Source organism: Shouchella xiaoxiensis, from assembly GCF_016907895.1.
GTDB lineage: Bacteria > Bacillota > Bacilli > Bacillales > Bacillaceae_D > Shouchella > Shouchella xiaoxiensis.
Window position 1 is genome coordinate 210,327 of record NZ_JAFBCV010000002.1, and the last position, 12,855, is coordinate 223,181.

At 43.1% G+C, this 12,855-nt stretch carries 11 protein-coding genes; all 11 read left to right on the forward strand.

The annotated features are described in order from the left end of the window. The first annotated feature begins 3 nt into the window (after positions 1-3). The 11 genes from dpaB (at position 4) to ymfI (ending at position 12,800) form a co-directional block, all read left to right on the forward strand. Positions 4-588, forward strand: a complete 585-nt coding sequence (gene dpaB, locus JOC54_RS04475; RefSeq protein WP_035419242.1) for a dipicolinate synthase subunit B — start codon at positions 4-6, stop codon at positions 586-588. Positions 589-687: 99 nt separating this feature from the next. Further along, entirely contained in the window at positions 688-1,737 is a 1,050-nt protein-coding gene (gene asd, locus JOC54_RS04480) for an aspartate-semialdehyde dehydrogenase (protein WP_204464741.1), read from the forward strand. 9 nt (positions 1,738-1,746) lie between these two features. Beyond that, positions 1,747-2,961: an aspartate kinase gene (gene dapG / locus JOC54_RS04485; protein WP_035419243.1), complete on the forward strand. Its 1,215-nt coding sequence runs from the start codon at positions 1,747-1,749 to the stop codon at positions 2,959-2,961. A gap of 25 nt (positions 2,962-2,986) precedes the next feature. Further along, positions 2,987-3,871 (forward strand): 4-hydroxy-tetrahydrodipicolinate synthase, encoded by an 885-nt coding sequence (gene dapA, locus JOC54_RS04490; protein ID WP_204464743.1) that lies wholly within the window; start codon positions 2,987-2,989, stop codon positions 3,869-3,871. Positions 3,872-4,310: 439 nt separating this feature from the next. Beyond that, positions 4,311-5,978 carry a ribonuclease J gene (locus JOC54_RS04495; protein ID WP_035419245.1) on the forward strand — a complete coding sequence of 556 codons (1,668 nt, stop codon included), beginning with the start codon at positions 4,311-4,313 and terminating at the stop codon, positions 5,976-5,978. 114 nt (positions 5,979-6,092) lie between these two features. Further along, positions 6,093-6,824, forward strand: coding sequence for a ClpP family protease (locus tag JOC54_RS04500; protein WP_204464745.1), 732 nt, complete (start codon positions 6,093-6,095; stop codon positions 6,822-6,824). Continuing rightward, on the forward strand, positions 6,821-7,042 hold the full coding sequence (locus JOC54_RS04505) for a YlzJ-like family protein (protein ID WP_204464747.1): 222 nt from the start codon (positions 6,821-6,823) through the stop codon (positions 7,040-7,042). Before JOC54_RS04500 ends, JOC54_RS04505 begins: the two co-directional genes overlap by 4 nt. Positions 7,043-7,131: 89 nt before the next feature. Next, a complete protein-coding gene (locus JOC54_RS04510; protein ID WP_204464749.1) occupies positions 7,132-9,468 on the forward strand; it encodes a DNA translocase FtsK in 2,337 nt (778 codons plus the stop codon). Positions 9,469-9,520: 52 nt separating this feature from the next. Further along, a complete protein-coding gene (gene yfmF / locus JOC54_RS04515) occupies positions 9,521-10,813 on the forward strand; it encodes an EF-P 5-aminopentanol modification-associated protein YfmF (RefSeq protein WP_204464751.1) in 1,293 nt (430 codons plus the stop codon). Continuing rightward, positions 10,800-12,086 carry an EF-P 5-aminopentanol modification-associated protein YfmH gene (gene yfmH / locus JOC54_RS04520; RefSeq protein WP_204464753.1) on the forward strand — a complete coding sequence of 429 codons (1,287 nt, stop codon included), beginning with the start codon at positions 10,800-10,802 and terminating at the stop codon, positions 12,084-12,086. Before yfmF ends, yfmH begins: the two co-directional genes overlap by 14 nt. Continuing rightward, positions 12,087-12,800 (forward strand): elongation factor P 5-aminopentanone reductase, encoded by a 714-nt coding sequence (gene ymfI, locus JOC54_RS04525; RefSeq protein WP_204464756.1) that lies wholly within the window; start codon positions 12,087-12,089, stop codon positions 12,798-12,800. The last annotated feature ends 55 nt before the right edge of the window (positions 12,801-12,855 follow it).

The window sequence follows — 12,855 nt, forward strand, 5'->3', positions numbered from 1 at the left end:
AGGATGTTTGAAGGAAAGCATATTGGGTTTGGTTTAACAGGCTCTCATTGTACATTTGAGGCGACATATCCGCAGATTGAAGCACTTGTAAAGCTCGGGGCAAAAGTGACCCCCTTTCTGACTTATACCGTTGAAACAACCGACACCAAGTTTGGTGACAGTGCCGACTGGATGCAAAAATTGCAAAGTATTACGCCAGAGCCATTCGTCAATTCAATGGTGAAAGCAGAACCTTTTGGTCCAAAAACACCGCTTGATTTGATGATTATTGCACCGATGACGGGCAATTCCATTTCAAAGTTTGCGAATGCAATGACAGACTCTCCTGTTTTAATGGGCGCAAAATCAACGTTGCGCAATGGGAAACCTGTACTGCTTGCGATTTCGACAAATGACGGCCTTGGTCTTAACGGCGTCAACATTATGAAGCTTATGGCTACAAAAAACATCTTCTTTGTGCCTTACGGTCAAGATGACCATATAAAAAAGCCAAATTCATTGGTTGCCCACATGGATCAACTGATTCCAGCAGCCAAAGCAGCGATGAATGGCCAGCAAATACAGCCCGTTCTTTCCTACCAAAAATAAAAATAGGCTTCGGACAGTTGCGTAAGAACGCCAAATCCCGTAAAGTTTAGTAGAGGACAAAAAGAGATAGAGTGCTGAACTTAAGGGAGGAAGAGAACGATGAATAAACACGCGTATAATGTAGCAATCGTAGGAGCAACTGGAGCAGTAGGACAACAGATGCTTAAAACGTTGGAAGAAAGAGAGTTTCCAATTGCGAGCTTAAAGCTCTTATCTTCGAAACGCTCAGCTGGTAAGCAGATTGAATTTAAAGGAACGACCTATACAGTAGAAGAGGCAGTACCAGAATCGTTTGCTGATGTAAATGTTGCTTTGTTTTCCGCAGGTGGGTCTGTATCTAAAGCACTTATTCCAGAGGCGGTTAAGCGCGGGGCTGTATGTGTTGATAATACAAGTGCGTTTCGTATGGACGAAAACGTACCCCTTGTTGTGCCTGAAGTGAACGAAGCAGATTTACACAATCACACTGGGGTGATTGCGAACCCAAACTGTTCAACGATCCAAATGGTTGTTGCACTTGAGCCAATTCGTCAGGAACTGGGATTAAAGAAAGTTGTCGTATCAACGTATCAAGCTGTTTCCGGAGCAGGGTTAGATGCAGTGGAGGAAATGGAACATCAAACAAAAGCCATTCTGAATGGCGAACCGGTTAAGGCTGAAGTGTTACCAGTCGGAGGCGACAAAAAGCATTATCAAATTGCCTTTAATGCGGTTCCGCAAATCGATTTGTTCCAAGAGAACGGCTATACATTTGAAGAAATGAAAATGATTAATGAAACGAAGAAAATTATGCATATGCCTGAGCTTGAAGTGGCTGCAACTTGCGTCCGTCTCCCGATTGAAACAGGTCATTCTGAGTCGGTTTATTTTGAAACAAACAAGGGTGGCACAAGCGTCACGGACATTCAGCAAATGCTTGCCGATGCGCCAGGTGTGACGTTACAAGATAACCCATCTGAACAATTGTATCCAATGGTTACTACCTCAGTTGGCAAAAACGATGTATTTGTTGGCCGAGTTCGTCGCGACCTAGATCGTGACAATGGTTATCATGCTTGGATTGTATCTGATAATTTATTAAAAGGGGCAGCTTGGAATTCGGTGCAAATTGCTGAAAGTCTCGTTAAGCTGAACCTGTTGGGTAAGTGAGCGTAGATTATGAAAACAATCATTCAAAAATTTGGTGGAACGTCTGTTAAATCAACGGAGACGAGGCTTCAAGCCGTCCGCCATGTGCAAAAAGCAGTAAATGACGGTTATAAAGTCGTCGTTGTTGTATCAGCGATGGGGCGTAGCGGTGACCCTTACGCAACCGACACGTTGCTTTCCCTTGTAAACAAGGTTCATATTACAAAACGAGAACAAGATCTGCTCGTTTCTTGTGGAGAAACGATTTCAGCTGTTGTTTTCTCCGAGTTGCTTAATTCTCACGGAGTTCAAGCGCAAGCAATGAGCGGGGCAAGAGCAGGATTCCGCACCAATGAAGAATTTCAAAATGCAAAGATTAAAGAAATGAAGTGTGAGCATTTACTAAAAACACTTGAAGCAGTTGATGTAGTTGTAGTAACCGGGTTTCAAGGCCAGTCTCAGTCAGGCGATATGACAACACTTGGTAGAGGCGGAAGCGATACATCGGCAACCGCACTTGGTGCAGCGATTCATGCCGAATGGGTTGATATATTCACTGATGTTGAAGGTGTGATGACCGCTGATCCTCGCATCGTTCATGATGCAAGAGCGTTGCAAACCATGTCATACAATGAAATTTGCAATATGGCTTACCAGGGAGCGAAGGTCATCCATCCCCGGGCAGTCGAAATTGCGATGCAGGCAAAAATTCCCCTGCGAATTCGTTCAACATACTCAGACTCGGAAGGTACCCTTGTCACATCTGGTTTAACCTCTCATGGAATGGACGTGAGTGAACGAATGATTACAGGAATTGCTCATGTGGCAAACGTCACGCAAATTAAAGTAGGCGTAAAAGAAGGGCAGCTTGATTTGCAAGAAAATGTATTTAAATCAATGGCAAAAGCCAAGATTAGTGTTGATTTTATTAATATTAGCCCGAGTGGAGTCACGTACACTGTACAGGATGACGACGCGGAAGAAGCGGAGGCAGTCTTGCGGAACTTAGGCTATAAGCCCGAACTGCGCAAAGGTTGTGCAAAAGTATCTGCTGTTGGTGCAGGTATGACAGGTGTTCCGGGCGTAGCAGCACGAATTGTTTCTGCCTTGAGTGGAGCAAACGTCCAAATCTTGCAATCAGCTGATTCCCATACGACTATATGGGTGTTGGTTAAAAACGAAGATATGGAAAGAGCCGTTAATGCGCTCCACAACATGTTTCAATTAAACGAAGTCATCGCTTAATTCCGATTTATTGGAGGCGCTAGTTGTGAAACCGATTGAAAACTTTGGTCCATTGTGGACAGCAATGGTTACGCCGTTTACAACTGAAGAAAAAATTGATTACAAAGCTTGTGCACGTTTAATAGATTACTTGATTGCTAACGGGACAGATGTCCTCGTGGTAGCTGGAACAACCGGCGAATCCCCACAGCTTTCAGCAGCTGAATCCAGCGACTTGTTTCGCTTTTGTGTGCAGCATGCAAACAATCGTGTGCCGATTATTGCTGGAACAGGAACAAATAGTACAAAAACAACAATTGAGCGAACTGTAGCGGCTGAAAAAACCGGTGTGGATGGCATAATGGTTGTTACCCCGTACTACAACAAACCGTCTCAGCAAGGCATGCTTGCTCATTTTAAAGCTGTTGCTGCATGTACAGAATTACCCGTGATGCTTTATAATGTGCCAGGGCGAACAGGAATAAATATGGAAGCCCCTATTACGATTGAGCTTGCAAAAGTGAACAATATCGTCGCGATTAAAGAAGCGAGTGGTGATTTAGAACAAATCGCAACGATTATCGAGCATACAGATGAGACGTTTGCCGTTTACAGCGGAGACGATGCTTTAGCATTACCAATACTAGCGTTAGGTGGAGATGGCGTTGTTTCTGTGGCTTCTCATGTTATAGGTGCAGAAATGCAAGCGATGATTCAAGCTTATCAAAGTGGACAGCACTTGGAAGCTGCTGCAGCTCATCGCAAGCTCCTACCCGTCATGAAGGCAATGTTTTTAGCACCGAATCCGATTTGTGTCAAATATGCTTTAAAACAACGAGGAATCGATGTAGGCGACGTTTTACTGCCGCTCGAACCGATTACTGCTCAAGAAAAAACACGCGTTGATTTAGCGTTAAACACATTGGAATAAATAAAAAACTCCGTTAAGTCGCGACTTAACGGAGTTTTTTATTCCTCTCACACCCGTGGACAAGGAATCCTCTTGTTTTTAACTAGAAAATTAAGGTATACTAAGTCTCAAGTGATGCGTTCGGGTAAAGGTAGGCTTGGAAGCCACCAGTATAAATAGTTCATTGTATTGAATCGGAACAATACGAGCAAATGCAGCTTATATTCCTTTTAGTGTTCTACGAATTAGACGTTTTCTAAAAATAAGCGCCACGGTCGCTTCATTTTATGATTGAGGAGAATGTTCAAAGGAGTGTAACGCTGTTGTTTGGCATCGTTTGGTGGCCATTCCAGTTAACCTAAGATACGCGTGATACGTAAAACGTGACAAATAAAACGAAAATAAGCAACAACGATAATGGTAAGATGCCAGTTTGATGTTGTAATAGGAGGATAATTCAGTGTCTAAGCAAGAAACAGAAAAAGTACGGGTATTTGCCCTTGGCGGCGTTGGAGAGATTGGAAAAAACATGTATGGAGTTGAAGTGGACGAGGACATCATCATTGTTGATGCAGGCTTAATGTTTCCTGACGACGATATGCTTGGAGTCGACATCGTCATCCCAGACGTAACCTATTTAGTTGAAAACGAAGATCGCGTGCGGGGAATTTTATTAACCCACGGCCACGAAGATCACATCGGTGGTCTTTCGTATGTATTGAAAAAAATAAATGTGCCTGTTTACGGGACGAAATTAACGCTTGGACTTGTTGAGGAAAAATTAAAAGAAGCAGGAATCCATAAGCAAACGACGCTTCGCTTAATTGATTGTAACTCGCGAATCAAGCTCGGCTCAACGCCGGTGTCTTTCTTCAGAACAAGTCATTCGATACCTGATTGCGTCGGGATTTGTGTTGAGACGTCACAAGGTGCCGTTGTGCATACAGGTGACTTTAAATTTGATCAAACACCCGTTGACGGCAAGCATGCAGAAATAGGCAAGATGGCTGCAATTGGCCAGCGCGGCGTTTTATGTTTATTATCAGACTCAACAAATGCAGAGCGCCCAGGCACGACAAAATCAGAATCTGAAGTTGGACAAGGAATCACTGATGTGTTTGCAAAAACTTCAGGTCGCTTGATTGTCACTTCATTTGCTTCAAATGTACACCGCTTGCAGCAGGTCATTCATGCGGCGGTTGCTTCAAGAAGAAAGCTTGCTGTAGTTGGAAAAAGCATGGTTCGTGTCATTACCATTGCTTCAAAGCTTGGCTATTTAAAAATGCCAAAGGACTTACTAATCGATATTGATGAAGTAAACCGCTTAAAACCAGAACAAGTAGTTATTTTAACAACAGGTAGTCAAGGGGAACCGATGTCTGCTTTAACGCGGATGGCACGTGGAGCACACCGCCACATTACGATTACACCCGATGATACGATTATCATTGCGGCTTCGGCCATTCCCGGAAATGAAAAAAGCGTGTCTGCGGTAATTGACCAGCTCCATCGTATTGGCGCAGAAGTGGTTTACGGTAGCCAAGCAGTTCATGCATCTGGACACGGCTCGCAAGAAGAATTAAAGCTGATGTTAAACTTAATGAAACCGAAATACTTTCTACCGATACACGGTGAAATTCGGATGCAGCATGCTCACCGCGAGCTTGGGCTCCAAGTTGGCATCAAAAAGGAACGTATTTACATTGTTGAAAAAGGTGAAGTCGTTGAATTCACGAATAACCAAGCGCGTCGTGGTGGAAAAGTACCATCTGGTCACGTTTTAATTGACGGTCTTGGTGTTGGCGATGTTGGCAACATTGTTTTACGTGACCGCCGACTGCTTTCAAAAGATGGAATACTTGTTGTTGTTGTTACATTAAACAAAAAAACAAATACGATTGTTTCTGGTCCAAACATTATTTCTCGTGGTTTCGTCTACGTCCGTGAATCAGAGGAATTACTTGAAAAATCCAATGAACTTGTCACAGCAATTTTGCAGAAATCTGTTACGGAGAATGTGAGTGAGTGGTCAAGTTTAAAGAGCAATATTCGTGAAGGACTAAGCCGTTTCTTATTTGAGAAAACGAAGCGACGTCCGATGATTCTGCCGATTATCATGGAAGTATAAAAGCGAACTCAACCTACAGAAGGTAGGTTGAGTTTTTTTGATTCCTTCTGCAGGCACATATTAAAAACGAACAAGACCATACTAACGTCTATATTCATAAGGAGTGTGGATCAGATGAGTAATGAACAGCAGCCAACACCAGACGCGCCAAAGGAAAAGCCACAAGAAGAAAAAAGTTCACTAGTTGAAAAGATTCAAGCTCTTGGACAGACCGGCGTTGCGGAAATGGGTCCTTCTAACATTCACTGCATGACGGTAGTCGGACAGATAGAAGGCCATATGCAGCTTCCGCCACAAAACAAAACGACGAAATATGAACATATGATTCCGCAGCTCGTGGCCGTTGAACAAAATCCGAAGATCGAAGGATTGTTAATTATTTTAAATACCGTCGGTGGAGATGTTGAAGCTGGTCTAGCTTTATCCGAAATGATCGCTTCCCTCTCGAAACCAACCGTCACGCTGGTACTTGGCGGGGGGCATTCAATTGGAGTTCCCATTGCAACGGCCGCTAGCTATAGTTATATCGCTGAGACGGCAACGATGACCATTCATCCAGTTCGTTTAACGGGGCTTGTTATTGGTGTTCCACAAACATTTGAATACTTGGATAAAATGCAGGATCGCGTCATTAACTTCGTCACAAATCATTCAGGTATATCGGAAGAAAAGTTTAAAGAGCTGATGTTCTCAAAAGGCAACTTGACACGTGACATTGGGACGAACGTTATTGGGACGGATGCGGTTGAATACGGTTTAATTAATGAGGTTGGTGGAATTGGGCAAGCCATTAAGAAGCTTAATCAATTAATCGAGGAACAACGACCAAATGAGGTTATCCAATGATCCTATACACAACGATGCCAGTTGAACAAGTTTTCCCTGAAGAACAATCGGTGTATGAAGCTCAAAAAACAATTCCTTGTGAAGCCGGTCAGTTGCTTGTACAGCAAGAGCCAGAAGGACACTATCGAATTGTCCGCTTGCTATCAAGTGACCCGAATGCTTTTTTACAACCTGAGTATATGCCTGGCACAATTTTAAGAGCTGATCACCTCATATAAAAGACAGATATGTTATACTGGATCTAACTTTAGAACAAGCAGTCTGGCACTCAGACTGCTTGTTCGAGTATGATCTAGAGGGTGACGAAATGGCAAAACGAAAGAAGCGAAAAAAGAATCAATGGAAATCACAATTAACATACGAATTGCTAGGGCTTGGTCTACTCGTCGTTGCTGTTGTCACGCTCGGACGGTTAGGCAGTGTAGGTGAAGCGCTCGTTCGATTGTTTCGTTTCTTTTTAGGTGAATGGTTTGTATTGTTGGCGCTCGGATTTCTCTTTGTTGCGCTATACATTATGGTTAAGCGAAAAAAGCCAAAGCTGTGGACAAGGCAATTAAGCGGTATTTATACGATCTTTTTGGCACTGGCGATTATAGGCCATGTTAGTTTGTTTAGAGAACTGTCATTAAGCGATGCGATTACGGACCAATCCGTCATAAGAGGAACGTGGGCATTGTTTTGGCAAGAGTTAACGACTGGTCAATCCGAAGATTTAGGCGGAGGAATGATTGGCGCAATTGGATACGCCGTTAGTCACTTTTTATTTGCAAGTGCCGGTACCTATCTACTCTGTATCATTTTAGTGATTATCGGAATTATTCTTATATCAGGGCGCTCATTATCGGATATTCTTGGTAAAGTGTATCGTCGTACATATTTATTTATTAGTGATTTTATCACATCGACGTGGAAAGACGTTGGTGAGTGGCGTAACCAGGCAAGGTCCAAAATGGAAGATGAACGAAAAGAAAAACAGGAACGAACGAAGAAGAAAGCGGCTGTAATGGATAATCCGCGAAGCGCGGAAGAAGAAGTGTATCAAGACGAACTACAAGAAGAACCTGAGATCGTCGATTTTACGCAACATGAGGTGCCAGCGGTTGAGAAACAAGATGCACCGAAGCAGACGCACCAACCAGCAAAAGAGGAAGTAGACACAAACTCAGAAGAAATAGACATGCTGCCAACTCAGTCAATTGATGATCAGGCGACGAATGAAGCATATCAATTACCAGAAATGGACTTGCTGCTTACCCCTGAGAAACCAGATCAAAAAACAGAGAAGCAACAGCTAACTTCTAATGCTCGAAAGCTAGAAAAAACGCTCGAGAGTTTTGGTGTGAAGGTACGTGTCTCAAAAGTGCATTTAGGACCTGCTGTAACGAAGTATGAGGTGCATCCTAATATCGGCGTTAAGGTTAGTAAAATTGTAAATTTAGCAGATGATCTAGCGTTGGCGCTTGCTGCAAAAGATATTCGGATCGAAGCACCTATTCCTGGAAAATCTGCTGTTGGGATCGAAGTGCCAAACCAAGAAGTGGCGATTGTTTCTTTAAAAGAAGTGTTAAGTGGTGCAATTGATCGAAAAGACGAAGTACTATCGGTCGGTCTCGGTCGGGATATCTCAGGTGAGCCAGTACTCGCTCCTTTAAACAAAATGCCGCACTTGCTCGTTGCAGGAGCAACAGGAAGCGGAAAAAGTGTCTGTATTAATGGCATTATTACAAGCATTTTAATGAAAGCGAAGCCGCACGAAGTGAAACTAATGATGATCGACCCTAAAATGGTCGAGCTCAATGTGTACAACGGTATCCCTCATTTATTAACACCCGTTGTTACAGAGCCTAAAAAAGCTTCACAAGCGCTTAAAAAAGTCGTGGCTGAGATGGAGCGACGCTATGATTTGTTTTCCCATTCAGGTACGCGGAATATGGAAGGGTACAATGAATTGATTCGTCGCCAAAATGAACAGAATGAAGCAAAACAAGCCGTTCTGCCTTATATTGTTGTGATTGTGGATGAGCTTGCCGACTTAATGATGGTTGCTTCTGGTGATGTAGAAGATTCCATTGCCCGTCTCGCTCAAATGGCACGTGCCGCAGGGATTCATATGATTATTGCCACACAGCGCCCGTCAGTTGACGTGATCACTGGTGTCATTAAAGCAAATATTCCTTCACGAATTGCATTTGGTGTATCTTCACAAACCGATTCCCGTACGATTCTCGACTCGGGTGGGGCTGAAAAATTGCTCGGACGTGGCGATATGCTTTATTTACCAATGGGCGCAACCAAACCGACGCGCATCCAAGGTGCCTTTCTTTCAGATTCGGAAGTAGAAAAAATTGTGGATTATGTCATATCGCAACAAAAAGCTCAATATGTAGAAGAGATGATTCCTTCAACAGAACAAACATCTTCTGCACCACCGGAAGATGAACTTTATAGTGATGCGGTTGATTTAGTGATTGAGATTGGGACTGCTTCTGTTTCCATGCTTCAGCGCCGATTCCGCATTGGTTATACACGTGCAGCAAGAATCATTGACGAGATGGAAGCGCGAGGCGTTGTTGGTCCCTATGAGGGCAGCAAGCCGCGTGAAGTATTAATTGGGAATAGAACCGATGAAGAGGCGACATCCTAATAAGAAACGTGTAATGAACGATTTGAAAAAAACGGTAATGAAGGAGATGCACATGGTCCAATTACAAGTAGAATCCAGTGAACTGAACGGAATGCATATGCATTTATGGGAAACGGATAAATTTAAAACAATTACGCTTTTATTAATGGCAAAAGCACCACTTGATGAAGAAACGCTTACGGCAAAAGCGCTTATTCCGCATATTCTCCAAGGTGGAACAACAACATACAAAAACCGCAAGCAACTCAAACAGAAGCTTGATGATATGTACGGTGCAACATTCTCCACTGATGTGCAAAAAAAAGGGGAACAGCAAGTGATGACGTTTCGAATCGACATCGCTGCTGATCGCTTTTTAAGCACGGCAACACCCTTAATAAAAGAAGCAATTAACTTATTGCATCACATACTTTATGAGCCGAAAGTGGAAAATAACGGCTTTCAAACGACAGTCGTAGAACAAGAGAAAAGGTCGCTAAAGCAACGGATTGATTCCATCTATGATGATAAAATGCGCTACGCAAACGTGCGAATTACAGAAGAGATGTTTAACGGGGAAGCTTATGGTCTACCTGCTTACGGCAAGGTTGATGACTTAAACAATCTCGATGAAAAAAAGATCTATGATGTGTACAAAAACATGCTTGCAAACGATCGCTTTGACCTGTTTGTTATTGGTGCATTTGATAAGGAAGAAGTGACGAGCACGGTTAAACAGTTGTTCACCGAAACACGTGCTCAGCAAGCTCCAACTCCGGCTGCAGTTAAGAGTAAGGCGGTTCAAGCGGTGAAGACTGTTCATGATAAACAGAAAGTGAAGCAAGGGAAGCTTCATATGGGCTTTCGTACACATACAACGTTCAGTGATGAAGCGTACGAAGCTGCTCAAGTCGGCAACGCTATTTTTGGCGGGTTTCCATCATCTAAACTGTTTATCAATGTGCGAGAAAAAGAAAGTCTCGCTTATTACGCTGCCTCGAGGATCGAAAGTCATAAAGGTGTGTTGATGGTTATGTCCGGCATTGAGTTTGATAAATATGATCGTGCTGTTGAAATCATTAAGGAACAGGTCGAGGCGATGAAAGCAGGTGACTTCACAGCAGAAGACGTCGAGCAAGCGAAAGGCATGTTAATCAATCAGGCGCTTGAAGCGATTGATACACCTCGTGGCTTTGCTGAATTAACGTATCATGAAGTCGTTGCCAATTATGCTAAATCAATTGAAGAGCGGATTGAGGGCATTCGAGCGGTTACGAAAGAGTCGGTTGTGGCAGCAGTTAATAAGTGGGAGCTTGACACCATTTACTTTTTGAAAGGGGAGGATGAAGCAAATGAAGCCAATTGAATTTAAACAATTAGAAGAAACGCTATACTACGAGCAATTAGACAATGGTTTGGACGTTTATATTTTGCCGAAAAAAGGGTTCCATAAAACATTTGCCACATTTACAACAAAATACGGTTCGATCGATAACGCCTTTGTCCCCCTTGGTCAAACAGAGCCTGTTCAAGTTCCGGACGGAATTGCTCATTTTCTTGAGCACAAGATGTTTGAGAGTGAAGAAGGAGATGTGTTTCATACATTTGGAAAACAAGGAGCGTCTGCCAATGCGTTTACAAGCTTTACGCGCACGGCTTATTTGTTCTCAAGTACGACCAATGTGAATGAAAACGTGGAAACGCTCTTGGATTTTGTTCAGCATCCTTATTTTACAGATGAAACAGTTGAGAAAGAAAAAGGCATTATTGCTCAAGAAATTACGATGTATGATGATAACCCTGACTGGCGCGCCTATTTTGGTACGATTGAAAACATGTATAAATCTCACCCCGTCAAAATTGACATTGCGGGAACAATACCATCCATTAATCAAATTACGAAAGAAGATCTATATACATGCTACGAAACGTTTTATCATCCGAATAACATGCTCTTATTCATTGTAGGATCGGTTGAGCCAGAGGAAATGATGGCGTTAGTCAAGAAAAATCAAGCAGCAAAAACATTCGCTGAACCAACAGAAATTGATCGTCGCGTCGATGACGAGGGCAGCCGTTCACACAAAGCAAATCACGAGATAAACATGCCCATTCAAACACCGAAACTGTTTGTCGGATTTAAAGAAAAGCAACCTACCCGCCAAGGCGAAGAGCTATTAAAGTATGAGCTTTCGATTAATGTACTGCTTGATTTAATGTTCGGTCCGAGCTCTGAAGCACATGAAGAACTCTATGACAATGGATATATCGATGATTCCTTTTCATTTGACTTTACAGCCGAGAAAGGATTTGGCTTTTCGATCATTGGCGGAGATACGCAGCACCCAGAAGAGCTAAAACAAAAGATTGAAGAAACAATTCAGACGTTTAAACAAGGTGCATTGTCTGCTGAAGATGCCAACCGTGCTCTAAAAAAGAAAATTGGGACGTTTTTACGGGCGCTTAATTCCCCAGAGTTCATTGCAAATGAATTTACGCGTTATCGTTTTAACGACATGAACTTATTTGACGTGTTGCCAGTGCTTGAATCATTAGAAGCAAAAGACTTGGAGACGGTGCTTCATGAACACTTTTTAGCGGAACAGCAGACGGTTGTAACGGTTAAAGACGAGGCGTAAATGGGCAATGTCTTAATAACAGGAGCAACTGGAGGGATTGGGCAAGCCGTTTGTCTTGCCCTTGCTAACAGCACAACTGAAATGTATGTTCACTACAATCAAAATGAAACAAAGGCACAAGAGCTGAGCAAGCAACTTTCCTGTGATCATCTCCTTGTTCAAGCGGATCTTGGTGCAGCTGATGGTGTAAATAAATTAATTGCTCAACTGCCAGCTCCCCCAGACACGATGATTTACTGTGCTGGTCACGCAACCTCAATGCTGCTTCAAGACATGCAAGTAGAAGAGATTGAGCGATTGATTGCCGTGCATTTAACGAGTCCAATAAAGCTAACGCAAGCGCTATTGCCAGACATGATCCGTACCCATAAAGGCGCCATTGTAATGGTGTCGTCCATTTGGGGATTAGAAGGTGCGAGTATGGAGAGCGTCTATGCGTCAGCGAAGAGTGGGCTTAATGGTTTTGTGAAAAGCATGGCAAAGGAAGTCGGCAGGAGTGGCATTCGAGTAAATGCCGTTGCCCCAGGTGCGATTGAGACCGACATGCTTTCGGTTTTTTCGGAAGAAGAGCTGGCGTTGCTTGCCGATGATATTCCAGTTGGACGACTAGGGAAAACGCATGAAGTGGCAAACGCTATCCAGTTCTTAACAAGTGAGAAAGCAACCTACATCCATGGCCAAATTCTTTCCGTTAATGGCGGCTGGCACTGTTAATGCATAACGGCTGCAGAAATAGGCATACTACAGGTGAATCTTTTTTTAAAATTTA

What these genes read in the sequence shown, in the direction of transcription:
- dpaB (WP_035419242.1), top strand. Translation starts at nt 4, where the DNA reads ATGTTTGAAGGAAAGCATATTGGGTTTGGTTTAACAGGCTCTCATTGT.
- asd (WP_204464741.1), top strand. Translation starts at nt 688, where the DNA reads ATGAATAAACACGCGTATAATGTAGCAATCGTAGGAGCAACTGGAGCA.
- dapG (WP_035419243.1), top strand. Translation starts at nt 1,747, where the DNA reads ATGAAAACAATCATTCAAAAATTTGGTGGAACGTCTGTTAAATCAACG.
- JOC54_RS04500 (WP_204464745.1), top strand. Translation starts at nt 6,093, where the DNA reads ATGAGTAATGAACAGCAGCCAACACCAGACGCGCCAAAGGAAAAGCCA.
- JOC54_RS04505 (WP_204464747.1), top strand. Translation starts at nt 6,821, where the DNA reads ATGATCCTATACACAACGATGCCAGTTGAACAAGTTTTCCCTGAAGAA.
- JOC54_RS04510 (WP_204464749.1), top strand. Translation starts at nt 7,132, where the DNA reads ATGGCAAAACGAAAGAAGCGAAAAAAGAATCAATGGAAATCACAATTA.
- yfmF (WP_204464751.1), top strand. Translation starts at nt 9,521, where the DNA reads ATGGTCCAATTACAAGTAGAATCCAGTGAACTGAACGGAATGCATATG.
- yfmH (WP_204464753.1), top strand. Translation starts at nt 10,800, where the DNA reads ATGAAGCCAATTGAATTTAAACAATTAGAAGAAACGCTATACTACGAG.
- ymfI (WP_204464756.1), top strand. Translation starts at nt 12,087, where the DNA reads ATGGGCAATGTCTTAATAACAGGAGCAACTGGAGGGATTGGGCAAGCC.